Below are 24190 nucleotides of genomic sequence, written 5' to 3'. Positions count from 1 at the left end.
CGCCCCCAACGTCGAGCCCCCCCCCGGCCCGGCGGTGGTCCCCCCCCGAGCCCACCCCCGCGGCTGTTCACCTATGGATCGCGACGAAGAGCCTGTCTCCCGTCGCGGACCCCTGACCGACCCGCGGTCCGCCATCGCCGCTTCCCGGATGCCTACCGGGGATCGCCGCAGCTCGCCCCGGTAGCGCCCACTCTCCAGGAAGTTGGGGCTGGTGCATCGCTCGTCGGGAGTAAAGCTCAATACCCCACGCAGTACGAGGGACGTCCGACGCACTAGCATTGCTGCGGTCTGCGGCGGCTGAAACGAGGCAAGATGCGTTGGCTCCGGCGGTTGCTGGGTGGCAAGCGGGTCCAGCTCGATCCAGGGCGGCAGCAGGAGCTGCTGCGGGATGTCCGGCACCGGTACGGGTCCGGCTCGCCGGTCCGGTTTCCGGAGCAGGTCGACGCGATCACCCGGATGCTCGATGACGACGACGGCCTGATGGTGGCGGCCCGAGTGGTGTGCGAGGCCGCCGACGAGGCCCACGCGGACCTGCAGGCCCAAGCCCACGACGTGCACCGACGCACAGGGCGGCGACTCCTGGTGCACCGCCGGAACTACCGGCCGCTGTGGAAGGAGGCCGGTCCGGCGCTGCGATGGCCACTGTTCGCGCTGCCGAGCGGCCTCCACCCGTACGTGCAGGTGACCGCCGCCGTCGCGGTGGTCGGTGCCCACGCGCGCCGGCTCGGCCGGGTGACCGACCCGAACCCGCTCCTGACCCGCGTGTTCGAGGTGCTCGACCTCACCGTCATCGGTTGCGAGTACGGCCAGGTACGGGTGGACACCGATGCCGCGGCTCTGGCCGACCGACTGATCTCGACCGCCGGCCAGGTTCTCGCGGCCATCGACGACCCGCCCCGGCTGCCGCCTCCGGTCCGCGAGACGATGCGCCGCAACAACACCCTCGCCGTCCACGATCCAACCGGCCCTCAAGTAGTCGGCGGCATCAACCTGGGCGCGCGGATGCGGGAGACGCTGCTGGCGTAGCACACCGAGCCCCTGTCCAGATCGGCATCCTGTGACGCGAAGTCGCCGGCCCGGGGGCACGTGACGACCGCCAGGTCCAGGCGCAGGACCTGTGCCTCAGCGGTCCCGGGCCGCCAGCTCGAGCACGGGCACCCGGGAGACCCGGAACGCGGGCCACGCTGCAGCGACGACGCCGGCTGCGACCGCCACGACGAGCGTCACCGCGAGACGAGACCACGGTACGACGACGGATGGTATCTCCGCGCCACCGGTGACGGTGATCAGCGCCCAGCCGAACCCGACTGCGACGGCGATGCCGATCGATGCGGCCACGAACGACAGAAGTGCCACCTCGAGCCGCACGATTCGACGCAGCTCTCGGCGAGTCGTGCCGACCGCTCGCAGCAGGCCGAGCTCTCCAGAGCGTTCCTTGATCGCGAGCGCCGTGGTGTTGGCGACTCCGAGGAGCGCGATGAAGCTCGCGAGGAGAAGCATCCCGTCGATGAAGTTCCGGAACGCCGCGATCTCGCTCCCGCTGTTGGCGACGTGTTCCGCCCGAGTCTCGAAGAACGACCCGGGCGTGGCTCGGACCAGTGCCCGCACGTCTTCCGCGGCGTCCGCGCCGACGCCGTCGGCGAGGTCGACGAACAACAGGGCGTCGAGCAGACGACCGGCCAAGGCATCGAGTGCCGCACGGTCGAGGAAGTACAGCGGGGCTTCGAAACCGCCGGTGCTCCGCCCGACCACGGCGACGATCGGCGCTTCGAGTGTCGAGCGTTCGAACTCGATCGCGAGGGTGCCGCCGAGCAGCGTCGGGTCGTCGCCGACCACCGCCACGCCCCCCTCGCCCAGGTCGGCGAGGTCGCCGGCGATCGGGTCGAGGTCGAACGTGGTGGACATTGCCGTCGGGTCGATGCCGCCGATCGCCTCGGCTTTGCCCGCCACGATCCCTTCGGCGACCGACAGCGCGGCGACTGCGTCGACGTCGGGCAGGGCTGCGATCCGGCCGGCCAGGGTGGGGTCGATCGTCGGCAGATCGGCGGTCGCCGACGTGACCACCACGTCCGCCTGTAGTCCCTCACGAACGTCCGTCCCGACCGCGCTCGTCAGCGAGCTCGCGAAGATCGCGAACATCGTCACCATCGCGGTGCCGAGCATGAGCGCGAGCGCCGTCGACGCCGATCGACGGGGGCTGGCAGCCAGGTTGCCCGCTGCGATCGAGCCACACACCCCGGCGGCGCGGCGGGCCACCTGAGCGCTCCCACGCGCTGCGGCGGTCACGATCGCCGGGCCGCACAACACGAGCGCCGGCACGATGGCAACGACGAGCACGACCCACGTCGCGCTCGAGACCACCACAGCCACACCTGCGCCAGCGATCGCCGCCGCGGCGAGCACGAGCCCGGTCACGGTTCGCGCCGGGCTCACGACCCGAGGTTCCGCCGCGCTCTCGCGTAGCGCCTCGATCGGCGGTGTCGCCGCCGCCCGGCGAGCCGGGATCCACGCCGAGAGGATCGTTGCGCCGATGCCGACGGTCGCGGCGACCGCGATCGAGGTCGCGCTCACGATCGACGGTCCGGTGAGCAACGTGATCCCGGCGAGTCCGACGAGCCAACGCAGCGCGCCCACTCCCGCGACCCCACATACGAGGCCGACGAGCGTGGCGATGGTCCCGACGAGCGCCGCCTCGATCACCACTCCGCCGAGCAGTTGGCGTCTTTCCGCACCGATCGCCCGCAACAGCCCCGACTCCCGCCGGCGGCGGGCGACGGTGAGCGCGAACGTGTTGAAGATGATCGTCACACCGATCAACACCGCGACCACGGCGAAGGCCAGGAGAAACACGGTCAGGAACTGCAGCGGTGACGTCGCGGCGTCCTGCATCGCCCGGATGTGGTCGGGCCCGTCGACGACCTCGGCGTCAGTCAGCGCCGACAATCGATCGAGCACCTCGGCGCGGTCGGCGCCCTTCGCGACGTCGACGAGCACCTCGGTCGGCGCCGCAGTGTCGAGCCAGGTGGAAACCGCTCCGTCGGGCAACAGCACGGTTCGCTGCAGCGGTGCCGCGTCCGCCGACGCGAAGGTCGCGACGCCGGTGATGGTCGCGTCGTACAAGCCCGTCGTGGTCAGGACCTGTACGACGTCACCCGGAGCCAAGCCCGCGTCACCGGCGAGCGACCGGTCGATCACGATCTCTCCGACCTCGATCGGTGGTCGCCCGCTCGTGAGCCGGAACGGATTGAGCCCCGGGTCGGTGACCCAGTTGCGACCGACGTCGCTCGCCGTTCCGGTTCCGACCGACGATCCGTCGACGACCAGCTTCGCGAAGCCGACCCACTGCGAGGCGGCCCCGTCGACGCCAGCCACCGTTGCCAGGCGCTCGGTGATGTCCGGATCCAGTGATCGCCGAACCGGCCTCTCCGGATCTCCCGGTCCTCCCCCGGGCTCGCCGAGCACGACGCCCTGCACCACGGCGTCCGTCCCGGCCAGCGCCTCGGCGATGTCACCGGCCGCTCGGCCACGCATCGAGTCGGACAGCACCAGCGTCGCGACGAGGAACGCCACCGCCAGCGTGATCGCCGCACCCGTCAGCGCGAACCGACCTCGACTCGCGAGCACGCTTCGCGCCGCACTCCGCATCATCTGGCTCATCGCCCCAGGCCCTTCATCACGTCGATCACCGAATCGGCCGACGGGTGATCCATCACGTCGTGCACGCGGCCGTCGACGACGAACACGACGTGGTCCGCCCAGGCAGCGGCGTTGGGGTCGTGCGTGACCATCACGATCGACTGGTGCTGCAGATCGACCGCTGATCGCAGGAATCCGAGGATCTCCTGTCCGGACCGGGTGTCGAGATTGCCGGTGGGCTCGTCGGCGAAAACCACCTGCGGCTGGGCGACCAGCGCCCGGGCGACGGCGACTCGCTGTTGTTGGCCACCCGAAAGCTCCGCCGGCCGATGATGCATGCGATCACCGAGGCGCAGCAGCGCCACGACCTGGTCGAGCACCGCGGCGCTCGGCCGGCGCCCCGACAACGTCAACGGCAGGCAGATGTTCTCCTCGGCCGTGAGCGTCGCCACGAGATTGAACGCCTGGAACACGAACCCGATCCGTTCTCGACGCAGCCTGGTCAACTCGCGGTCATTGAGACCCGACAGATCGGTGTTGCCGACGAATGCGCGGCCCGACGTCAATTGATCCAGCCCGGCGGCGCAGTGCATCATCGTCGACTTTCCCGAACCCGACGGGCCCATCACAGCCGTGAACTTTCCCGCCGGGAACGCGATGGTGACGTCGTCGAGCGCGACGACGGCCGACTGGCCGAGACCGTATCGCTTGACCGCGCCGACGAGCATGGCCGCAGCGTCATCAGCTTCGGCTGACAGCGCGCTCCCGACCTGCCGGTCGACGACTGTGGAATTTAGACGTGCGGACACGAGACCTCCGATGAGTGGTTGATCAGGATTCGGGAAGGGATTCCGATAAATGGCTTGTCAGGATTCTGAAGGTGCCCCGTTAAACCGGTGCGCCTCACCGCTTTGTCGTCGTTGCCCCGACCAAATTCGGTGTGCACACAGGCCCGGCGGCACCCACAGCTGTCTCATGGGCGGGCGTGGACGCCCGTCACCGTGACCGCCGCCAGCGTCATCCACCGACCAGGCACCCACCGGCCTGCCGACCGAACGGCCGGCGCTGCGTCGACTGCCGTCACCAGCCCCCTACATGCGGGTTACGTCGCTTGCCTGGGACCTACTCCTACCGAGCGAATCTGAGGCGACCGTTAATGCGGTGCTCAGGCCGGGTGGCCGAACCAGGTGCCCAGCGCACGCACCAGCGTGGGTGGCGTCGAGGGTCTACCCGTCAGGCAATGCCCAGGCGACACAGAGCCGCCAGGTCCTGCTGGTGGTGGGGGGAAAGATCGCCCGGTCCACGCAGGCTTGTGGAGGTACGACGTCGGCGGCATGCGCGCCGTACGTCACTGGTTCTAACCGTCGTCTCAGCTTTCCCCGATATGAAGTAGGCATCGCCGGGCGACCGGGTCTCGGCCTCGCCGGCACGGCCGCAAGCGCCGCGCCCCTGCGGCGGCACGGTCAGCGCCGGCCCCGTATTGGACGGCGGCTGGATCGTGCGCGACCCGGAAAGGCAGCCACTCATGATCACTGTGCTGGTGGTGGAGGCCCAGCCGCTACAGCGTCTCGGGTTTCGGATGCTGCTGGAGAGCGCCCCCGACACCGAGATCGTCGGCGAGGCCGAGAACGGCGCAGAGGCCGTTCGATGGACCACCGAGCTGCGTCCTGACGTGGTGCTGATGGACGTCCGTACGCCGGACGTCGACGGGATCGGGGCCACCCGGCGCATCGTCGCCGCCGGTGGGCGTTCGCGGGTCCTGGTGCTGACGACGTTCGACTCGGACCGGTACGCGTTCGCCGCGCTACGGGCCGGGGCGAGCGGTGTCCTGCTCAAGGACATCCGCCCGGAGGAACTGCTCGCCGGCATCCGGGCCGTCGCCGCCGGGGGCTCGGTGATCGCGCCGGCGCTGACTCGGCGGCTGCTCGACGCGTTCGCCGACCGTCTCGACGATGACCTCTGCGGGCCCGCGCGGGAGGATCCCCGGCTGGCCTTCCTGACCGACCGCGAGCGCGAGGTCCTCGTCGCCATCGGCCACGGCCTCACCAACGGTGAGATCGCGCAACGGTTCACGTTGTCGGAGTCGACGGTGAAGACCCACGTCGGGCGGGTCCTCGCCAAGATCGGCGCGCGGGACCGGATCCAGGCCGTCATCCTCGCTTACAACCTGAGACTCACCCGGCCGGTCTAGCGCCTCATCTCGCGTGTCCGTCGAGGGTGCGGCAGTAGATCCCAGCGGCTCCGCCGCCGGTCCGCCTGCAGTCGCCCACGTCACCGCCCGTTCAGTGCGGACGTGTGTGAGCTCAGAGCCGTCTTCGGCTCGTCGACCTCGGTGAGCCCACACACGTTCGACGCTTCGTCAGGACCTGCGGGGGGACACCGTCATGATGCCGATGCACATCTCGTCGCTGGTGCCGTCGCCCCACACCACGTAGCGCGGCGGCAGCTTGTTCAGCTGCGGCAGGCGTTCGCGCAGCCCCGCGTCGTGCGTGCACGTCACCCGCAGCGTGTCCCCCGGGCCGATCTCCACCGGCGACGGCAGCTTCATCAGCCGCTGGTTGTCGAAGTCGAACTGCGGCACGTCCAGCACGACCTTGGCCTTCGGCGTGCCCGGGTTGAGCTCGACCTTCATGGCCCGCCCGAGCATGTGCATGTGGCCGAAACCGGCGAACAGCGTCATCGGCTCCGTCACCTTGTGGTCGCAGTTCTGGGTGTCACCGGGCTTCGGCATGCCGCCCTGGTTGCACTCCTCCACCTGCCGGTCCGCCATTTCGCCGACGTCCGACCCGAACCGCTCCGTCACGTCCGCGATCGAGGTCGCCCGGTCACAGAGCGGACCCGACTCGTCGGCGGCGCAGGGCAGGTCGATCGGCGCGTCGAGCGACCACGTCTCGAGTTCCCGGGTCTGCGGCGTGCCGTCCGTCAACCGCAGGCGCACCGCCGAGCGGTCCGACCCGGCCGGCTTGCCGTCGGTCGCGAGCAGGTTGTAGTGGATCTGGAGGACGAGCAGGCTGCCCGGCTCCAGCTTGTGGCCGGCGTCCTGGTCGAGCAGCGTCTCCGTGGCACCCGGCGCCCAGGTGTCCACCCACGCCGCGTCGCCCTCTTCCACCTCGGCGCCGGCCACGCCGGTTCCGCCGAAACACTGCCAGCCGAGCCCAGGGGTCTTCGCGTCCTGCTCGCGCACCGCGGCAGCGCCGCCCGGCGGCACCGCGTACACGATGGCGTGGTGCGCGATGGCGACGTTCTCCGGCGTGAACTGGGCCCCGGTCAGGAACGCCGCCTTGGTCAGGCCCGGATCGATCATCTGGCACCGGTACTCGTCCGTGCCGCCCTCCGGCGGCGCGGGCGTGTATGCCTCGGCCATCTTCAGGTCGACGAACCGCTCGCCCGCGCGCAGCGGCTGCGGTGGAGCCGAAGACCCGCCCGCATGCGCGCCGTGCGAGCCGGACGGGGAGGGTGCCGAACTGTCGTCGGCGTCCGACCCGCAGGCGACGACAGCGAACGCCGTAGCCAGCGCCATGGTGGCCGCCGAGGACCTCCGCAGTGGACTGTCAAGCTTCGTCATGGCCCGAACGCTAGGCCCGATTCCGTCCTGTTTCGTCGTACTACGGTCGTCATCCTCGGCGGAGCGGCGGTACCACGGTGCCATTCCACCTGCACGCCCGCACGTCCATTAATCGTCGTCTCAGATTCGCTCGGTACGAAGGCGGCATCGGATAAGCGATGCGGCTCGTACCTGGAGGCCAATCGATGGCAGTCGACGTGGTGGCGTCCGGGGAAGCGCCGCCCGGTCGGCTGGTCGGCCGGTGGGTGCCGCTGCTCGTCGTCGCGATCGGGCTCGGGTTCGGGCTGCTGGTGCTCCTCGTCCGGTTGCACCTGGAGCCGGTGACGAACGTCGACCACGGTGTCGTTCGGGAGCTCAACGAGGTCGTGTCGCCCCGGCCGTACCTGGTGGACGCGCTCCACGGGACGACCCGGCTGGGCGGTCGTCCGGTCATGCTCTGGCTGGTCGGCGTCGCCGCGCTGCTGTTGCTGGTGCGCCGGCGGGTCCGTCCCGCCGTCTACCTGCTGGCCACCACCGCCGGCGCGCTGCTGCTCGACCCGTCGGTGAAGTCGCTGGTCGGCCGGTTGCGTCCGGTGGTCGAGGCACCGGTGGCGATCGCGCCCGGCAACAGCTTCCCGAGCGGACACGCGCTCGGGTCGATGGTGGTCTACGGCGCGCTGCTGCTCGTGTTCCTGCCCGCGGTGCGCTACCGGAAGCTGTTCACGGCGGCCGTCGCGCTGCTCGTGGCCGCGATCGGGGTGACCCGGATCGCACTCGGCGTGCACTACCTGACCGACGTGCTGGCCGGCTGGCTGCTCGGCGCGCTGTGGCTGAGCGTCACGGCGTACGCGTTCCGGCTGTGGCGGCGCGAGGCGGCGCACCCGGCGGCGCCGCTCGACGACGGGCTGGAGCCGACGGCCGCCGAGGCGGTCGAACCGGCGCCGGACAGCGGCCGCCCGATTCCGCACCGGTGGGTCGAGGCCACCGAGATCCTGACCGGCTGGGGGTTCACGTTCGGCATCCTGTACGTCGTCGGCTACCTGTTGACGAACCACACCGAGGACACCTGGCTGGGACGTTTCGACGACGGCGTGGTCCGGTGGCTGCGGACGTTGCGCACGCCCACCCTGGACGACGTGAGCTGGGTGTGGAGCGCGGCCGGCGACACCCGCGCCATCCTGGCCATCTCGCTGGTGTTCTGCCCGATCGCGTTGGCCGTGTGGCGGCAGTGGCGACCGGTGGTGTTCGTGGTGCTCACCATGCTCGGCGAGCTCACCCTGTTCCTGTGCACCGCGGCCAGCGTCCAACGGGACCGCCCGACGGTGCCGCAGCTCGACAGCCCGATACCCATGTCGTCGTTCCCGTCGGCACACGTCGCCGCGACGATGTGCGTCTGGGTGGCGATCGCGGTCCTGGTCATGGGCCGGGTGAGCAGCCGGTGGCGCTGGTCCGCCGTGGTGATCGCCGTGGTCATGCCGGCCGGTGTCGCGCTGTCCCGGATGTACCGCGGCATGAACCACCCGACCGACCTGCTCGGCGCCGTGATCCTGACCGCGCTCTGGGTCGGCCTGCTGTGCTGGGTGCTGCGGCCGAACGCGCGGGCGGCGCCGGCCGCGGTGCGTACGTGACGCCGCGCTTCGTCACCTGGAACATCAGGACCGGCGGGATCGGCCGGACGTGTACGTGACGTGCCTGCTGCAGAGCACCCGTGCCAGATCGCTCTCAGACGACCCGAGCCGCAGGCGAGGGCGCTGTCGGAGATGTTCTCCGACCTGACGGAGCCTGCGCGCCGCATTAACGGTCGCCTCAGATTCGCTCGGTTGAGTAGGCCCCGGACAAGCGACGTAATTCGCATGTAGGGGGCTAGTGATGGCAGTCGACGCAGCGCCGGTCGGCCGGTTGGCAGGCCGATGGGTGCCGTGGTCGGTGATCGGATTCCCTACCACCGAGCTACCTCGGTCGGCCCCGCGCAGGAACGAGCGGTGCGGGACCTTCGGTCGAAGCTGCTCGGCATGGATCTGACACAGGCCGTGCTCGAGCACCCCTACCTGGTGCTCGGTCTCTTCGTGCTCGTCGAGGGGCCGGCCGCGACGATCACCGCGGGCACCCTGGTCGCCGCCGGCGCTGCGGCGTTCTGGCCGATCTGGGTGATCGTCGCGCTGGCCGAGGTGGTGGGCGACAGCCTGCTCTACCTCGTCGGCCGGTCGGCCCGGCGGCCCTGGGTGGCGTCCCTGCTGAGCCGGCTCAAGGCGACGTCGCTGCTCGACCGGCTGGCCACGATGTCACTGCCGCGGATGGTGATCACTGCCAAGCTCGTCGACGTCTTCGCCCTCCCGGCGTTCGTGTCGGCGGGACTCGTCGGGCTCCCGTACCGGAAGTTCGCCGCCTGGGTGGGTGCCACCGCCGCCGTACGCGGCCTGGTGCTGATCGGTCTCGGCGCTCTCCTCGGCAGCCATCTGTCCGGCCTGCTCGCGCTGCCCGGCGGCATCTTCCTGCTCACCGCGACCGTCGCCGTGCCGGTCGCTCTCTTCCACCTCGTCATGAAGCGATACCACCTACGAAAAGCGACAACGCATACGAAAGGTAGTCGTCCCATGCGCATCCTCATCGGTGCCGACACCTACGCCCCGCACGTCAACGGGGCGTCCTACTTCGCCCAGCGCCTGGCCGTGGCACTGACCGCCCGGCACGAGGTGCACGTGATGGCGCCGTCGACGGACACCCGCAGCCATGCCAGCTTGTCCGGCGACGGCGTCGTCGAGCACCGCGTGCGTTCCTTGCCGGTGCCGGGCCACTCAGGCTTTCGGTTCTGCCCGCCCCTGGGGCTGCGCGCGGCAGCGCGCCGGATCCTCGACGAGGTCCAGCCCGACGTGGTGCACGTGCAGAGCCACTTCCCGCTGTGCCGGGCGCTGGTCGACGCGGCGCGCGAGCGCGGCCTGTTCGTCATCGCCACCAACCACTTCATGCCCGAGAACCTGATCCACTACCTGCCCATCGGCGACGCCGGCCGGGCGAGGGCGCACGCGTGGGCATGGCGCGACGCCGCCCGGGTGTTCGCCAAGGCAGACATCGTCACGGCCCCGACCCCGTACGCCGCCGCGCTCGCGGTCGTCTCCGGTGTGTCCGGGCCGGTCCTGCCCATCTCGTGCGGCATCGACCTCGCCCGCTTCCGCGAGCAGGCACCCGCGGCCGAGTTCCGATGGGCCTACGGCCTCGCGCGCAAGCCCACCATCACGTACGTGGGCCGGCTCGACGCCGAGAAGAACCTCGACGTCGTGATGCGGGCGTTCGCGCTGGTACGGCGGTCGCTCGACGTCCAGTTGCTGCTGGTCGGCACCGGGGCCGAGGAGCGGACGCTGCGGTCGCTCGCCGGGGAACTGGGCGTCGCCGGGCATGTCACGTTCACCGGCTTCGTCCCTGACGAGGATCTTCCCTCCGCATACGCGGCGTCGGCGGTCTTCGTCAACGCGGGCACCGCCGAGCTGCAGAGCCTGGTCACGCTCGAGGCGATGGCCAGCGGTAGACCCGTGATCGGCGCCGATGCCGCAGCCCTGCCCCACCTCGTACGGGACGAGGAGACCGGATACCTGTTCCCGCCCGGCGACGTTGTCGTGCTCGCCGAGCGACTGCTCACCGTGCTCAGCGACCCGAAGCACGCGGAAGAGCTGGGGCACCGGGCTCGTGCGGTGGCCGAGCAGCACGACCAGACCCACACGGTGTCCGCGTTCGAGCAGCTCTACCGGATCCGGCCGGCCCGTGAGGCGCCCGCGCCCACGCCGGCCGAGGTCGCCGCATGACAGCGACGATCGTCCGGGCGGGCACCTCCCGCTGGTACCGCAACGTCCAGCTGAGCCTGGGCCTGGGCGCGGCGGCCGGAGCGGGTCTGCTGCTGGTCGGCGACGTCGACCCGGTGGACCAGATGGTCAGCCAATCGATCCGGACCGTGCCGGGCGCCGTCCTGCTGGCCCTGGCGGCGTGCGGACTCGCGGCAGCCGGCGCGTGGCTCCTGGCCGGCACCCGGCGCGTGCTGTCACCGGCCTGGCCCCTCACCGTGCTGCTGTCGGTGTGGTGCGTGTCCCTGCTCGCGGTGGTGGTGTTCCCCACGAACCTGCCGGGAACCGAACCGGGCGTCGCCGCCGGGCTGCATCGCTTCGGCGCGGCGCTGATGGCGGCGCTGCCACCGCTCTTCGCCCTGCTCATCGCCAAGCGTGCCGGGCCCGGGGCCGACCCGGCCCGGGTCCGCTGGCTGCGCGCGGCCGGGTGGTCCGCGTTCGCCGCCTGCGTCGCGTTCGCGGCGGTGAACGGGCCGGCGGTGCTGCTCGGCCACGGCCTTCTCCCGTTCGCGGGCCTGGCCGAACGGGTTCTGCTGGCGCTCGTGCTCGTCGTAGTCGGGCTCTGCGCCTGGGTACTCGAAGGGGAGGAGCGGCCCTGATGGACCTGATGGCCATGATCGAGAACGCGATGACCTCTCCGGTCATCTATCTGGCGATCCTCGCGCTGGCGACCCTCGACGCGTTCCTACCGTTCCTGCCCTCGGAGTCGGTCGTCATCGCGGCGGCGGTCTTCGCCGTGTCGGGCATCCCGTCGCTTCCGCTGATCATCGTGCTCGCCGCGCTGGGCGCCTTCGTCGGTGATCACATCGGCTACCTCATCGGGCGCTTGCTGCGCGAGCGCCGCCCGGGCGGCCGTCTGATCCGCGCCGCCGACAGGATCGCCCCGCACCTGCACCGCCGGGGCGGCGCCCTGATCATCGCAGGCCGGTTCGTCCCCGGTGGCCGCACCGCGATCGTGACCGCCAGCGGCGCCACCGGCTACCCGCTGACCCGCTTCACCTTTTTCACCGCCATCGCCGCCGTCACCTGGGCCGGCTATTCCGGCCTGATCGGCTACCTCGGTGGCGTCGCCTTCGAATCGAACTCGTCGCTGGGCCTGGTGGTCGGCCTCGGTCTCGCCCTGTCCATCACCGCGCTCGGCGAACTCGTCCGCTACGTGTCGCGCCGCCGCGCAGCGGCGACCGGGGCCGGATGACATCGTCGGGCAGATCAGCAGGACTGTGGAGCCGGGTTCTGAGGACGGCTTGGTACCGCCATCGGCCGCCGCCTCGGCAGGCCTGGTACTGGCGGCCACGTTCGCGGTCCTCGTCTCGCTTCCGCTGGTGATGCTGATCGAGGTCGGGTTCCTGGTCGCCTTCGGCGCTCACCGCACCGCGCTGTCCTACCCGGCGGTGCGGGGCGCTATCCGGGCGGGCGGGGTCGCGGTCGGAAGGTCGACCCGGAGCAGCGCACCACCGCGTGCGGAACGGGCGACGGTGGCCCGGCCGCCGTGGGCGTTGACGACCCGCTGCACGATCGACAGCCCAAGCCCGGATCCCGGCAACGCCCGGGCACTCTCGGCACGGTAGAAACGGTCGAACACCCGTGGCGCGTCGGCGGCGTCGATGCCCGGACCGGCGTCGTCGACCTCGAGCATCGCCGACGCGCCCTCGGCGCGGAGCCGGACCTGGACCGGCTGGTCCGCGGGGGACCACTTGCCGGCGTTGTCGATGAGATTGAGCACCGCTCGGTGGAGCGCGGCGGGACGCCCGCTCACCCACACGGAGGTGAGGTCGAGGACGATCTCGATGTCTGGCACGCGGGAACGCGCCTGTGCCGCGGCGGCCATCACCACGTCGGCAAGGTCGAGCAGCTCGGTGTTTTCGTCGCTGACGTCACCGCGTGCCAGGTCGGTCAGCTCGGCGGCCAGGGTGCTCAACTCGGCCACCTGGGCGCCGAGATCGTTGAGCAGCCGGGTCCGGCTCTCCGCCGAGAGGGCAGTGTCGAGGGTGCCCCGCCGGTCGAGCCGGATCAGCAGCTCGATGTTGAGGCGCAGGCTGGTGAGCGGGGTCTTGAGCTCGTGGGCGGCATCCTCGGCGAGCAGCCGCTGGGCCCGCCGGGAGTCCCGGAGCGCGGCGAGCATGTCATTGATCGACTGGATCAGCCGCCGGATCTCCCCACCGCCCTCGTCCGGGATGTCGGCGTCGAGATCCCTGGTGTGCGCGACACGTACCGCGGCGGCGGTCAGCCGGTCGATCGGTGCCAGCCCGGTCCGCGCCACGGTCCGCCCGACAAGGGCGCCGCCGACCACGCAGAGCAGCCCGATCACCAACATGCCAAATCCGAATTGGTTGACTGGGCTGTCGTCGACGACGCGGGCCACCTGGACCGCGCCGTCGCCCGCCCGCAACGTGTAGACGAGGTAACCGTCCTCGTCGCTGTCGTTCGACTCCATCAGGTCGGCCGACGCACCCTGCGCCACGCGCCCGGCGTGCTCGCTGACCGGGGGCAGCGCGGGTTGGCCGGCCGGCGTCCGGGTCGAGCCGTCCGGCAGGATCACCCGCACCAGCCGACCGGTTCCGGAATACGGCGGTAACGGAACCTGCGCCAGACCGGCGCGCCCCGCGTCCGTCGCGAGGACGCGGGCGTCGGCGCGCAGCTGGTTCTCGACGCTGTCCCGCAGCTGCCAGTCCAGCAGCTCGCTGGCCACCTGGAAGGACACGAACACACTGACCGCGATGGCCGTCGCCGCGATCACCGTCAGCCTGGTCCGCAGGGACCGCCGGCGCCACCATCGGGTCAGCCGGCGCGGTTCCCGGCCGGCGGGCCTGCTCACGGAGGAGTCTCCCGCAACGTGTATCCCAGGCCGCGCAGCGTGTAGATCAATCGCGGCTCACCCTCGGCCTCCAACTTGCGGCGCAGGTAGCTCACATACACCTGAAGGTTGTTGGCGGTGGCGCTCATGTCGAAGCCCCAGATCGCCTCGAACAGCGCGTCGCGGGTCAACACCCGGGTTGCGTTGCGCACAAGGACCTCCAGGAGGGAGAACTCGGTCCGGGTCAGGCGCAGCGGCCGCCCGCCCCGCCACGCCTCGAACCTGTCAGGATCGACCCGCACATCGGCGAACGACAGGATCTGCGACTCACCGTCGCCCGGCGTGCGCCGCCGCAGCAAGGCCCGCACCCGGGCCAGCAACTCCTCGGTGGCGAACGGCTTGGGCAGGTAGTCATCGGCCCCCGCGTCCAGCCCCGCGACCCGGTCGGATACCTGGTCACGGGCGGTCAGCATCAGAACCGGCAGCTCCTGACCCGCGGCCCGCAACCGCCGGCAGGTCTCCAACCCGCCGAGGCGGGGCATCATCACATCGAGGATCAGCAGGTCCAGCGAGTCACCGCCGGCCCCACCAACCCCGTCGAGCACGGCGAGACCGTTGGCGACGCTGCTGGTGTCGTAACCCTCGACCTGGAGCACCCGCTCCAGCGACTCACGGATGGCCGCGTCATCATCCGCGATCATGATCCGCACCGGCCCGCCCCCTTCCAGTCGATGCCCAGCTGCTTATTGTTCAAGATCAAGCTGAGACCAGGATTAGCGCTTCGTAGTCACCCGCCGTGAAGCAGATCACGTCCACAGGTGCAGTGACCCCAGACTCCGCCTTCATGGCGGATGACTGGACGAGTAAGTCCCAACCCCTGCTCAGTGGTCGTAGGCGATCAGTGATCGGGTGACGGGTTGGCCGGTGCTGCGGTTGTGCCACGTGGCGGCGGTCAGGGCCAGGATGCGTTGGGCGATGCCGGCGCCCGTGAGATCACCAGGACGCTTTGCGAACCCCGGGCAGCTCGCCGCGCAGGGCCAACTCGCGGAACCGGACCCGGGACAGTCCGAACCGGGTCAACACCCCACGTGGGCGGCCGTCGATCTGGTCGCGTACGCGCAGTCGCACCGGGCTGGAGTCACGCGGCAGCCGGCCGAGTCGGCGGACCGCGTCGGCGCGGACGTCCGGGTCGGTGTCCGGGTGGGCGATCAGCCGCTTCAGCCCGGTCCGCGCCTCGGTGTGCCGGGCGACCAGCTCCTCCCGACGGGCCTGCCGGTTGACGAGGCTCTTCTTGGCCATCAGCGGGCCTCGCGGAACTCGACGTGGCGGCGCACGATCGGGTCGTACTTGCGCAGCACGAGCCGGTCGGGGTCGTTGCGGCGGTTCTTGCGGGTCACGTACGTGTAGCCGGTGCCGGCGGTACTGCGCAGCCGCACGATCGGCCGGACGTCGGTCTGCCGGGCCATCAGAGCTTCACTCCCCGGCTACGGAGCTCGGCGACGACCTTCTCGATGCCCTTGCGGTCCACGGTCTTCAATGCCTTCGCCGTCAGGGTGAGGCTGACCCACCGCCGCTCCGACGGCAGCCAGTAGCGGTGGTTCTGCAGGTTCGGGTTCCACCGGCGACGGGTGCGCCGGTGGGAGTGGGACACGGCGTTGCCGAAGCTCGGCTTCGCGCCGGTGACGTCGCAACGTCTGGACACAGTGGTGGCTCCTCACACAACACGGCGATGACAACGAAAACGGTTTTCAGTATTACATCAGTCGTTCGGCCACATCCGCGCCGGGCCCTCGACGACTTCGACGGCACAGTCAGTGCCCAGGCGGTAGCCGACCCCGCGCAGCGTCGTCACCACCGGCACGTCGGCGCCGATCTTGGCGCGCAGCCGCCGGACGTGGACGTCCACACTGCGCCGACCCGTGTAGGGCTGCCTCCACACCTGGTCCAGTAGTTGCTGTCGGGTGAACACCTGGCGTGGATGTTGAGCCAGGCAGAGCAGCAGGTCGTACTCCCGACGGGTCAACACGATCTCGGTGCGGTCGCGGTAGACCGCCCGCGCCCGAGGATCGATTCGCAGGTGAAGGCGCGGCCCCGGCCCTCGCACCGGCGGCGACACCGATCCGAATCACCGCCCAGGAAGGCCAGCAGAGCAGCGAGCCGATCGACGCCCTCATCACTGCCGCCCGGATCGAGCGTGAAGTGGACCGCGACGGTAGGGACGTCACCGCCCCGCTCCGCCCCTGCCGCACCCACGGGCGCATCCCTGTTCGCGTCGACGGCTGACATGCGCTTATAATGACAATCGTTTTCAACTGTGTCGAGAGGAAACCCATGTCGTCGTCACCACAGGCTCCGACCCGTGCCGTGACAGCGGACGCGGACACCCGCCCGTCACTGACTGTGTTGTCCGGGTTCTGGCCGACGGCGACCTTCGCCGTCGCCCGCGCACTGCTCGCCGCCGACGAGTCGCTGCTGCTGGTACGGCACGACCTCAGCGGCATCCGCGACGGCGTGGTCCGGCGAGTGATCCGCACCGGTGCCGGCATCGTCGAGGACGAGCAGGTGACGCTGCGACACGGCTGCGTCTCCTGCACCCTGCGTGAGGACGTGCTGCCCACCCTCGTCCGGCTCACCCGCAGCCACCCCGGCCAGGATCTGGTGCTTATGCTGCCCGAGGTGGTCGAACCGGAAGCTGTCGCCGCCGCCTGCACCCACTGCCTCGTCGACGGCGCACCGATCACCGATCTGCTCCGGGTCGACTCCTACGTCACGGTCCTCGACGCCGAGCACCTGCTCGACGGCTTGGCCAGCACCGACGACCTCATCGCGCTCGGCATTCAGGCCGCCGACGACGACCACCGCGCGCTCGCCGACGTCGTGGTCCGGCAGATCGAGTACGCCGACACCCTGGTGCTCTGGGGTCAATCCCGCGAAGGGGAGTTCGACACCGGCAGGATGGCGGTCCTCCTGCAACGGATGGCGCCTTGGGCGACCCACCTCCGCGTCGACGGCGACCTCGTCGACGTCGGCGCGCTGACCCGCCAACTACGCCACACCCACCGACACCGGCCGGAGACCCCCGGCATGCTCGCCCGCGGTCTGCAGGGCTACACCCTCGGCGCACACGAGCCTGAGCCCGACTGCGGAGTCGTCTCCGCCGTCTTCCGCGCCCGCCGCCCGTTTCACCCCCAGCGCCTGCACGACGTCCTGGAAGACGTGAACGCCGAGATGATCCGCTCTCGGGGTCACCTCTGGCTGGCCAGTCAGCCCGACACGGTGGTGGCCTGGGAGTTCGCCGGCGGCGGCCTGGCGATGGGATCCCTCGGACACTGGCTGGTGAGCCTGCCCGAAGACCGCTGGGAACACGTCGAGGACCAGCGCCGCCTCGCCGCCGCCCTCGACTGGGACCCCTACTACGGCGACCGCCACCAGCACCTGGTCTTCATCGGCCTCGACACCGACCCCGTCGACCTGCACCGCACCCTCTCCAACTGCCTGCTCACCGACGCCGAACTCGCCGACGGCGAAGAAAGCTGGCGCACCTACCCCGACCCGTTCGCCGGCTGCTTCCCCCTCGGGGCGGATGAGCTGACCGACACCGACACCGAAGGACCACGACCCGCATGAAGCCCGGCATCCACCCCGAATACCGTCCCGTCGTCTACCGCGACAAGAGCGCCGACTACACCTTCCTGACCCGCTCCACCGCCACCAGCGACCAGACCATCGAATGGACCGACGGCCACACCTACCCCGTCATCGACGTGGAGATCTCCGCCGCCAGTCACCCCTTCTGGACCGGTAAGCAGCGCCTGCTCGACACCGAAGGCCGCGTCGAGAAGTTCCGCAACAAGTACGCCCGCCGCGGACCACAGGGCAGATGAACACCGACAGCCAGGTCGACTTGGCCAAGCTGACGCCACAACCGGCTGACGCCGCACGGCGGGACCGGGCCTGGTACCTGACGATCGCCTGCGAGCCGGTCGCCCCGGGGGCGACCGGCTCGCAGTCGACATCGGCTGGGGCGGCGTCGGAATGGCACTCGCCATCGCCCGAATGATGACCTGCGGCCGGGTTGTCGCGGTGGACGCACATCCGGCCGTCCTTGACGCCGCCCGCGACCACATGTTCCGGCTCTCCGCCCGCAGCGTGCACCTCGGCGTACGCCCCTGACCGCCATGACCACGGCGGGCTCATCGGCGGAACGCCATCAGGGCATGGCCGGCACCCGGGTGGAGCGCCGTCGTCTCGCCGAATCCGGCACGCCGGGCTGTCTCGCCGTGCCAGTCGGTCGACGCGACGAACTCCGCCGAGTCGCAGCCGCTGAGCGTCGCCGCTCGCTCGGCCAGCAGCGGCGCCATCGACGGCTGCGCGGACAGGGCGTCCCACCACACCGTCCACGGGCCGATACCACCGCCACGTGGCTTTGCGGGAACGGGCGCGTCGTGCATGGCGTCGCTGACCAAGAGCAGTCCCCCCGGGGCGAGCAGGTGTCGGGCCTCGGTGTACCAGTCGCGAACCCGGCCCTCGGGCAGGTAGTGCAGGGTCATCAGGGCCAGCACCAGGTCGTACGGGCCGCCCGCCGCCGGCAGCCAGTCAGGTGAGCCGATGTCGGCCCGGACGGTACGCACCTGCGGCAGGGCGGCGTTGGTCAGGCCCAGCAGGGCCGGATCGATGTCCAGCACGGTGACGTTTGCGTCGGGCCAACGTCGCAGGACCGCCTCGGCGGTGCATCCCGGCCCGCCGCCGACGTCGAGCACCCGTTCGGGGGCGCGCCCGTGCGCCTGTTCGGCGGTGGCGAGACCGGCGGCGAGGAGGTCGTCGCGGTCGGGCTGGTAGTGGCGCATCATGGCCTCCCAGTCGCGCCGCCACCGGGCCACGTCCTCCGGTGGCGGGGTGGCGGCCATCGTCATACCGGGACCTGGGCGGCGTGGTCGTGGAAGTCACCCAGGTCCCACTCGGGGAACGGGTCGGGCAGCGCCCGCCAGGCGTCCTGCCCGGCGGTGATCTCCGCTTCGGTGAGCAGGCAGGCCGTCAGGGCCGCCCGCAGGCCGTCACGGTCGAGGTGCACGCCGATGAGGACGATCTCCTGCTGCCGGTCGCCGAAGACCGGATGCCACCGGGACTCCAGCTCGGCCCGCTCGTCGGGATCCTCCGGCCACTCCCCGGACACCACCACCGGTACGCCGACCGGGTCGCAGCGCCCGGACGGGCCGGCCTGTGACCACAGGGCCTGGACGTCAGGGCGGCTGGCCAGCCACAGGAAGCCCTTCGACCGTACGACCCCGAAATCGTCCAGGCCGGCGGTGAGCAGGTTCCACAGCCGCTGCGGATGCAACGGCCGGTGGTCGCGGAACACGATGCTGGAGATGCCGTACTCCTCGGTCTCCGGCACGTGCCCACCGTTGAGTTCGGCCACCCAGCCGGGCGCGGTCTCCGCCCGCTCCAGATCGAACCGACCGGTGTGCAGGATCTCCGCCGGGGCAACCCGACCGTGGACGGCACGGACCTGACGGGCCGCCGGGTTCAGCCGGGACAGCAGCGCCTCGACCACCGCCAGATCCTCCGACGCGATCAGGTCGGTCTTGTTGACCACCAGTACGTCGGCGAACTCGATCTGGTCCACCAGGAGATCGGCGATGCTCCGGTCGTCGCCCTCGTACGCGGCCAGCCCCCGCGCCTCGAGGGTTTCCCCCGCCTCGATCCGGGCCAGCAGGCCGGCCGCGTCGACCACGGTGACGGTGGTGTCCAGGCGGGCCATATCGTCGAGGATCTGCCCGTCCTCGACGCCGAAGGCGAACGTCGCCGCGACCGGCATGGGCTCGGAGATGCCGCTGGACTCGATGAGCAGGTAGTCGAAGCGGCCCTGCCGGGCCAGCCGGGCCACCTCGTCGAGCAGGTCGTCGCGCAGCGTGCAGCAGATGCAGCCGTTGGTCAGCTCGACCAGCCGCTCCTCGGTCCGCGACAGCGTCCCGCCGTCGCGGACCAGCGCCGCGTCGACGTTGACCTCGCTCATGTCGTTGACGATCACCGCCACCCGCAGCCCGTCCCGATTCGCGAGGACATGGTTGAGCAGGCTGGTCTTCCCGGCGCCGAGGAAGCCCGACAGCACGGTCACCGGCAGCCGACCCGTCACGGCTGCTCCACCACCTGACGCCCCTTGTACAGCCCGCAGTGGCTGCACGCCCGGTGCGGCACCACCATCTCCTTGCGCGGGCAAGGACACGGCGTCAGCGGCGGCAGGGCCGCCTTCCACTGCGCCCGCCGGTGCCGGGTGTTCGACCGCGACATCTTCCGCTTCGGTACGGCCACGAGATCTCCTCCGTCGAAAGGGTGGAGACCAGGTTATCGGAACTGATTTTCGTTTTCTCTCTCGCCTCCTCCATCGGCGATCGCGATCACTGCACAAATGCGCACTGTTGCATGTATCTTCAAAGCGAATCTTGGTGGGACTGGGACGTGCTGCACTTCGACGGCTCCCAGCTTCGGTTGGCCGCGGGACACGACCTGTCCTACCACCACGGCCTCGAGGTGGTCTTCACCGACGTCGCATATCTGGCCTGCCCGACCCAGTTCCGGGATCCTCGGTTCCGGGAACCCACCGTCGACGCGCGCACTGGTGCGTCGGCATGTCGGTGAAGAACCACCAGTGGTCGTTGCCTTCGACGTCGACGCACCGGCCGGGGGTGATCTTCTCTCCTGTTTCGTCGCAGCAGGATCGGTTGAGGTGGTACCCGGCCTGGTCTACCGCTACTGGCGTGACAACCTCGCTGCGGGAGAACGACTGGCTCCGCATATGCGGCCGACGGAGCCATCGTAGGTCCGCACCTTGCCGGAGCCGCAGCTGCTACTGACAGCGACACCCATCGCGGCGGAGAGCGCGCACGATCCGCGGCGGATCCGTGCGTTTCTGGAAGCCGCCTGCGCTGACCCTTATCGCGATAGTCGGCCTCGCGCGTTGCGGCGACGTCTGCCCGGTTCCGGGGGGATTGCATGTCCCGGATTTGTTGGGAGCTACGGCTCGTGGGCTTGTGCCAGGTAAGTGATGTGGGCTGCCCGCTGTAGCAACAGCCGGCGTAGGTACGGCGCGACGAGCGCCCAGGTCACCGCTGCGCCCAGCGGTCCCAAGGGCGCGGTGATGGTCATGCGGTCGGTCATCTGCGTGCGTCCGCCGTCGAGGTCCTGGAACTGGTGCTCATGGCGCAGCGAACGGAAGGGGCCTCGCGTCTGCTCGTCCACGAAGTGGTACGGCCGTTCGTAGGCGGCGATTCTGCTGGTCATACGCCAGGGCAGTCCGAAATGACGGGCGTGGAAGGTGACCTCGTCGCCGAGGGCGAGTTGACGTCGTCCGGTGCTGGTCGTGGCCGTCTCGCGGCTGGCGGGCAGGGACGCGGAGTGAACGTCCACATCAAGGGTCAAGTCGAACACCACACTCGGCGGGGCGTTGATGACGGATACGACCTCGATGAGCGCCGGCACATGGCGAGCCTAGCCCTAGGCGATGCCGCAGACCGCCCGGCCATGACTACGTCCGGACGCCACAGCGGTCGGGCACCAACGTCGCCTCCGCGGCGGGCGCTCTACGGAACAGTGTGGCCTTGCTAGATGGACTCGCTGTCGCGAGCCGACGCGAGACGATGTGTCGATGGCCAGGCAGAACGAACAGACGCAGGGTGAGGTTGGCTGGTTCTGCGTTCGCTGCGTCTTTTGCGTGGGCGGCGACTCGGCGAGCCAGTTGTACGAGGAACGGCTGACGTTGTGGCGCGCCGCAGGTTTCGACGAGGCCATCGCGTTGGCCGAGGACGAGGCGCTCGGCTATGCGGCGGAGCAACCCGACATGGACTTTGTAGGACTCTCCCAGGCGTATCGGCTGTTTGATGAGCCCGGGCATGGGGCGGAGGTCTTCTCGCTGCTGCGGGCCAGCGACCTGAATCCGCCGGCCTACCTGACGAGGTTCTTCGACACCGGCGAAGAAAAACAGGGCGGCACTGATCCCGGCACTTGACCGGGCACCACCGATGTTCCCGGCAAGCTTGCGCCGATCTCGAAACCATCCGCGGCCATGAGCCTGGAGACCTCGGATGTTAGGTGGATTACGTCGGCTTTGGCGCCGGGCTGCCGTGCGGTTCACCGAGGACGAGGTGGCGGTTGAGTTGCCTGGTGCGTCGATGATGTGTGGGTGTATTTGCGCCGTCCAGTTGGCTCTCGCGTGTTCGCGGTGGTTGTCGCGGCGTTGCTGGTGGGGTTCGTCGGTTATCTGGTGAGTTTGCAGTTCACTGTCGGCGGGTCGGTGTCCGGGCGGCTCTGCGCTGGCGTGTTCTCGCTGATCATTCTGTTCACGGCGGTCAGTTTTCTCGGGTACGGGTTGCAGCGGTTTCAGGTTGATGTCGACCGGAACGGCTGGAGGGTGCGGATTGGCCGGTACCGACGTGACCTGCGGTGCGCCGAGATCTCAGCAGTGGTGATCCAGAACCGGGAGATCGAGGGGCGGGATCACCGCCGGCCGGTTCCCGCGCTCTACCTGGTACCTGAGCGGGGTGTCAGCCTGGACGTGCCGAGCGACCTGCGCGCCACCGTGGACGGGCGGGCGGCGGTACGGCTGTTCGACCTGACCGACCCCAAGATTGAGGAGATGCAGTTCGTCCGCGACCTGGCTGGTCTGGCCGGTGACCGCCTTGACGTTCGGGTCCACCGCCTCCAGGTGATGCTGCTGAGCGAGGACGCCCGCCAACGGCGCAACGGCGGAACTGTTCTCTCCGCCTTCCCACCTGGCGCACAGGGCGTGCGAACACAGCGCTGGTTGAACCGGCGACGCTTCCTGATCTTCGTCGGCTGGTACCTGTTCGCCGTCGTCCCCGCGCTGCTGCTCACCGACGTCACGGCCCGGCTGCACGAGCTGCTCGGCGCCGCGGTCGCGGTCCTGGGCCTGTTCGCGGTCGCCGCCGCGTACGCCCAGTTCGTCACGCTGTTCAGCCATGCCACCGACCTCGTCGACATCGAGGCGACGATCGTTGGCACGGAACTCGTTCAGGTGATCGGTGACCACACTTACCGCGACGACATGCACGCCGGCACAGTCGTGGTGCTGCCACCGGGTGCGCAACGCGGCTACGGCAAGGCGTGGCTGCTCGGGTTCCCACACCCCGTGGCGCTACTCGGCGATCCGCGGACCGGACGACTTCGTGACCACGACGACCTGCACGCCCTGTCGGCAGTGCTGCACCAGTCGCCACACGCCACCGACCAGGCTGCCGCCCGCAGCATCGACGGCCTCGCCCTGCAGTCCCAGGTCGGCGACCCCACGGAGCCAGACGGCACCGCGAACGCCCGCCTGTGGATGTCTCTGACCAAAGCCGGCCGCATCCTGGCCTGGGCCGTCGTCGTGGGCTCCGTCCTGCTGGCCGGCGGCTGGATGCTGGAGAGCACCCACTACCTGGGCGGCGCCGTCATCCTCATCGGTGTATCACTGGCCACGCTCTGGGCGCTATACGCGCTGTACCGGATACTCGCGCTGCTCGGCGCCGCGTGGCAAGCGGTCCGCAAGACCCACTGACCAGCTACAAACGTCCACCACCGCAGCACCTCAGGCGGCAGGGGAGTTCTCTCTCGTACTCTTGATCACGCTGGCAGGCGTGTTACCCGCGACCGTCCGCCAAGCCGCCAAGCCGGAGGCGTCAGCCGACGCCGAGGCCACCGTCAGCGACGAGCGCTCTGCGACATACCAGTGCGGTGGGGGACGCCAGGAGGAAGCGCGGCCGGATGGGCATCACGGCCTGAAGCGCGTGGGGCCGGTGGCGCAGAACGATGTGGTCACCGCTTCCCCGCCAGGCAGGCACTGGCCATCAGCCAACGCTCTGTCCCGCAGCGGCTCACCGAGATCGATCTCATAGGGAACCTGATCGTTGCCGGGGCACGCTGCGGCACCGGGCTGCTTCGGAGCGACACTGAAAACCACGACGACCTCAGACTCGCTCTTGTGAATTTCCGGCGCCAGGACCTGCCCCGTGACCCCGCTGTTGCAGCCGAGTCGCGAGACGAGGGCAATGAACTTCGTGGACGATCTCTGAAGGCTCTGGTCCGGACCCAGACTCCAGACAGCAGCATCGCCGCCCGCGATCAGCGGTGTCGATGTACTCGACTCGGGCTCAGAGACTTCACCTGATCTTGCGTTGGATGGCTCATTGGCGGCGGCCCCACATGCCGCCGTCAGGGCCGTCAGGGGCGCCCACACCAACACCGAGACAAGTCGAAATCGGGTCACCACGTCTATAAGACCTGATGCCGCCGCCATCGGTTCCACCTCACCTTCGGAACACACGGATCTCGGCATGAGCGTGCGCCGGTGATGGCAGTCCCGAACCGCGTCGCGCAGGCACCGCACCT

Annotated in this window: 26 protein-coding genes and 1 pseudogene; 12 read left to right on the top strand and 15 right to left on the bottom strand. The window is 70.0% G+C overall.

Translation table 11 applies throughout. The annotated features are described in order from the left end of the window. Window positions 1-312 precede the first annotated feature (312 nt). A complete protein-coding gene (locus tag V5O40_RS24700) occupies window positions 313-1026 on the top strand; it encodes a hypothetical protein (protein WP_332907683.1) in 714 nt (237 codons plus the stop codon). Window positions 1027-1122: 96 nt separating this feature from the next. Here the strand turns inward: V5O40_RS24700 and V5O40_RS24695 are convergent, their stop codons facing one another. Continuing rightward, window positions 1123-3474, bottom strand: a complete 2352-nt coding sequence (locus V5O40_RS24695; protein WP_332907682.1) for an ABC transporter permease — start codon at window positions 3472-3474, stop codon at window positions 1123-1125. 179 nt (window positions 3475-3653) lie between these two features. Then, the gene (locus V5O40_RS24690; RefSeq protein WP_332907684.1) at window positions 3654-4364 is read right to left on the bottom strand and encodes an ABC transporter ATP-binding protein; all 711 of its coding nucleotides are present in this window, start codon (window positions 4362-4364) and stop codon (window positions 3654-3656) included. A 797-nt stretch (window positions 4365-5161) separates the two neighbouring features. Here V5O40_RS24690 and V5O40_RS24685 point away from each other — a divergent pair. Beyond that, on the top strand, window positions 5162-5827 hold the full coding sequence (locus V5O40_RS24685; RefSeq protein ID WP_332907681.1) for a response regulator transcription factor: 666 nt from the start codon (window positions 5162-5164) through the stop codon (window positions 5825-5827). A 168-nt stretch (window positions 5828-5995) separates the two neighbouring features. On the opposite strand, the gene V5O40_RS24680 is transcribed toward V5O40_RS24685, so the two are convergent. After that, window positions 5996-7201 carry a monooxygenase gene (locus V5O40_RS24680; RefSeq protein ID WP_332907680.1) on the bottom strand — a complete coding sequence of 402 codons (1206 nt, stop codon included), beginning with the start codon at window positions 7199-7201 and terminating at the stop codon, window positions 5996-5998. Between the two features lie 185 nt (window positions 7202-7386). Here V5O40_RS24680 and V5O40_RS24675 point away from each other — a divergent pair, with 185 nt between their 5' ends. The 4 genes from V5O40_RS24675 (at window position 7387) to V5O40_RS24660 (ending at window position 12208) form a co-directional block, all read left to right on the top strand. Next, complete coding sequence (locus V5O40_RS24675) at window positions 7387-8808, top strand: phosphatase PAP2 family protein (protein WP_332907679.1); 1422 nt, start codon at window positions 7387-7389, stop codon at window positions 8806-8808. Between the two features lie 384 nt (window positions 8809-9192). Then, window positions 9193-10977, top strand: a complete 1785-nt coding sequence (locus V5O40_RS24670) for a glycosyltransferase (RefSeq protein WP_332907678.1) — start codon at window positions 9193-9195, stop codon at window positions 10975-10977. Beyond that, window positions 10974-11612, top strand: coding sequence for a DUF998 domain-containing protein (locus V5O40_RS24665; protein WP_332907677.1), 639 nt, complete (start codon window positions 10974-10976; stop codon window positions 11610-11612). Before V5O40_RS24670 ends, V5O40_RS24665 begins: the two co-directional genes overlap by 4 nt. After that, complete coding sequence (locus V5O40_RS24660) at window positions 11612-12208, top strand: DedA family protein (RefSeq protein WP_332907676.1); 597 nt, start codon at window positions 11612-11614, stop codon at window positions 12206-12208. The genes V5O40_RS24665 and V5O40_RS24660 overlap by 1 nt, the downstream gene beginning before the upstream one ends. A gap of 186 nt (window positions 12209-12394) precedes the next feature. Here V5O40_RS24660 and V5O40_RS24655 read toward each other — a convergent pair whose 3' ends face one another. The 7 genes and pseudogenes from V5O40_RS24655 to V5O40_RS27995 all read right to left on the bottom strand — a co-directional run bounded on the left by V5O40_RS24655 (window position 12395) and on the right by V5O40_RS27995 (window position 15830). After that, window positions 12395-13828: a HAMP domain-containing sensor histidine kinase gene (locus V5O40_RS24655; protein WP_332907675.1), complete on the bottom strand. Its 1434-nt coding sequence runs from the start codon at window positions 13826-13828 to the stop codon at window positions 12395-12397. Further along, on the bottom strand, window positions 13825-14508 hold the full coding sequence (locus tag V5O40_RS24650; RefSeq protein WP_332907674.1) for a response regulator transcription factor: 684 nt from the start codon (window positions 14506-14508) through the stop codon (window positions 13825-13827). The genes V5O40_RS24655 and V5O40_RS24650 overlap by 4 nt, the downstream gene beginning before the upstream one ends. A 180-nt stretch (window positions 14509-14688) precedes the next feature. Next, window positions 14689-14790: pseudogene (locus tag V5O40_RS28025) on the bottom strand (IS982 family transposase); the annotation flags it as partial. Between the two features lie 10 nt (window positions 14791-14800). Further along, the gene (gene rpsN / locus V5O40_RS24645; RefSeq protein WP_332907673.1) at window positions 14801-15106 is read right to left on the bottom strand and encodes a 30S ribosomal protein S14; all 306 of its coding nucleotides are present in this window, start codon (window positions 15104-15106) and stop codon (window positions 14801-14803) included. Then, window positions 15106-15273 carry a 50S ribosomal protein L33 gene (gene rpmG / locus V5O40_RS24640; protein ID WP_095565727.1) on the bottom strand — a complete coding sequence of 56 codons (168 nt, stop codon included), beginning with the start codon at window positions 15271-15273 and terminating at the stop codon, window positions 15106-15108. The genes rpsN and rpmG overlap by 1 nt, the downstream gene beginning before the upstream one ends. After that, window positions 15273-15509, bottom strand: coding sequence for a 50S ribosomal protein L28 (gene rpmB / locus V5O40_RS24635; RefSeq protein ID WP_164449684.1), 237 nt, complete (start codon window positions 15507-15509; stop codon window positions 15273-15275). Before rpmB ends, rpmG begins: the two co-directional genes overlap by 1 nt. Before the next feature lie 57 nt (window positions 15510-15566). Then, window positions 15567-15830 carry a winged helix-turn-helix domain-containing protein gene (locus V5O40_RS27995; RefSeq protein WP_408631943.1) on the bottom strand — a complete coding sequence of 88 codons (264 nt, stop codon included), beginning with the start codon at window positions 15828-15830 and terminating at the stop codon, window positions 15567-15569. Window positions 15831-16138: 308 nt separating this feature from the next. On the opposite strand from V5O40_RS27995, the gene V5O40_RS24625 reads away from it, so the two are divergent. From V5O40_RS24625 to V5O40_RS24615, 3 genes are all read left to right on the top strand, one after another. Then, the gene (locus V5O40_RS24625; RefSeq protein ID WP_332907672.1) at window positions 16139-17434 is read left to right on the top strand and encodes a CobW family GTP-binding protein; all 1296 of its coding nucleotides are present in this window, start codon (window positions 16139-16141) and stop codon (window positions 17432-17434) included. After that, on the top strand, window positions 17431-17691 hold the full coding sequence (locus V5O40_RS24620; RefSeq protein WP_332907671.1) for a type B 50S ribosomal protein L31: 261 nt from the start codon (window positions 17431-17433) through the stop codon (window positions 17689-17691). The genes V5O40_RS24625 and V5O40_RS24620 overlap by 4 nt, the downstream gene beginning before the upstream one ends. Before the next feature lie 151 nt (window positions 17692-17842). Beyond that, entirely contained in the window at window positions 17843-17980 is a 138-nt protein-coding gene (locus V5O40_RS24615; protein WP_332907670.1) for a hypothetical protein, read from the top strand. Between the two features lie 20 nt (window positions 17981-18000). Here V5O40_RS24615 and V5O40_RS24610 read toward each other — a convergent pair whose 3' ends face one another. From V5O40_RS24610 to rpmF, 3 genes are read right to left on the bottom strand one after another with little or no spacing between them, the layout of a single operon-like run. Continuing rightward, window positions 18001-18720, bottom strand: a complete 720-nt coding sequence (locus V5O40_RS24610; protein ID WP_332907669.1) for a class I SAM-dependent methyltransferase — start codon at window positions 18718-18720, stop codon at window positions 18001-18003. After that, window positions 18717-19943 carry a GTP-binding protein gene (locus V5O40_RS24605; RefSeq protein WP_332907668.1) on the bottom strand — a complete coding sequence of 409 codons (1227 nt, stop codon included), beginning with the start codon at window positions 19941-19943 and terminating at the stop codon, window positions 18717-18719. The genes V5O40_RS24610 and V5O40_RS24605 overlap by 4 nt, the downstream gene beginning before the upstream one ends. After that, a complete protein-coding gene (rpmF, locus tag V5O40_RS24600) occupies window positions 19940-20119 on the bottom strand; it encodes a 50S ribosomal protein L32 (RefSeq protein WP_332907667.1) in 180 nt (59 codons plus the stop codon). Before rpmF ends, V5O40_RS24605 begins: the two co-directional genes overlap by 4 nt. A gap of 111 nt (window positions 20120-20230) precedes the next feature. On the opposite strand from rpmF, the gene V5O40_RS24595 reads away from it, so the two are divergent. Next, entirely contained in the window at window positions 20231-20446 is a 216-nt protein-coding gene (locus tag V5O40_RS24595) for a hypothetical protein (protein ID WP_332907666.1), read from the top strand. A 375-nt stretch (window positions 20447-20821) separates the two neighbouring features. On the opposite strand, the gene V5O40_RS24590 is transcribed toward V5O40_RS24595, so the two are convergent. Beyond that, window positions 20822-21286 carry an SRPBCC family protein gene (locus V5O40_RS24590; RefSeq protein WP_332907665.1) on the bottom strand — a complete coding sequence of 155 codons (465 nt, stop codon included), beginning with the start codon at window positions 21284-21286 and terminating at the stop codon, window positions 20822-20824. A 166-nt stretch (window positions 21287-21452) separates the two neighbouring features. Here V5O40_RS24590 and V5O40_RS24585 point away from each other — a divergent pair, with 166 nt between their 5' ends. Both V5O40_RS24585 and V5O40_RS24580 read left to right on the top strand, forming a co-directional pair. After that, window positions 21453-21812, top strand: a complete 360-nt coding sequence (locus tag V5O40_RS24585; protein ID WP_332907664.1) for a hypothetical protein — start codon at window positions 21453-21455, stop codon at window positions 21810-21812. A gap of 204 nt (window positions 21813-22016) precedes the next feature. Then, on the top strand, window positions 22017-23360 hold the full coding sequence (locus V5O40_RS24580; RefSeq protein ID WP_332907663.1) for a hypothetical protein: 1344 nt from the start codon (window positions 22017-22019) through the stop codon (window positions 23358-23360). A 213-nt stretch (window positions 23361-23573) separates the two neighbouring features. Here V5O40_RS24580 and V5O40_RS24575 read toward each other — a convergent pair. Beyond that, on the bottom strand, window positions 23574-24190 hold a 617-nt coding region (locus V5O40_RS24575), incomplete at its 5' end, for a hypothetical protein (protein WP_332907662.1).

The organism is Micromonospora palythoicola (assembly GCF_036689795.1).
Classification (GTDB): domain Bacteria; phylum Actinomycetota; class Actinomycetes; order Mycobacteriales; family Micromonosporaceae; genus Micromonospora; species Micromonospora palythoicola.
Note: the sequence above shows the minus strand (reverse complement) of the source record. Positions and strands in the feature narration are given on the sequence as shown.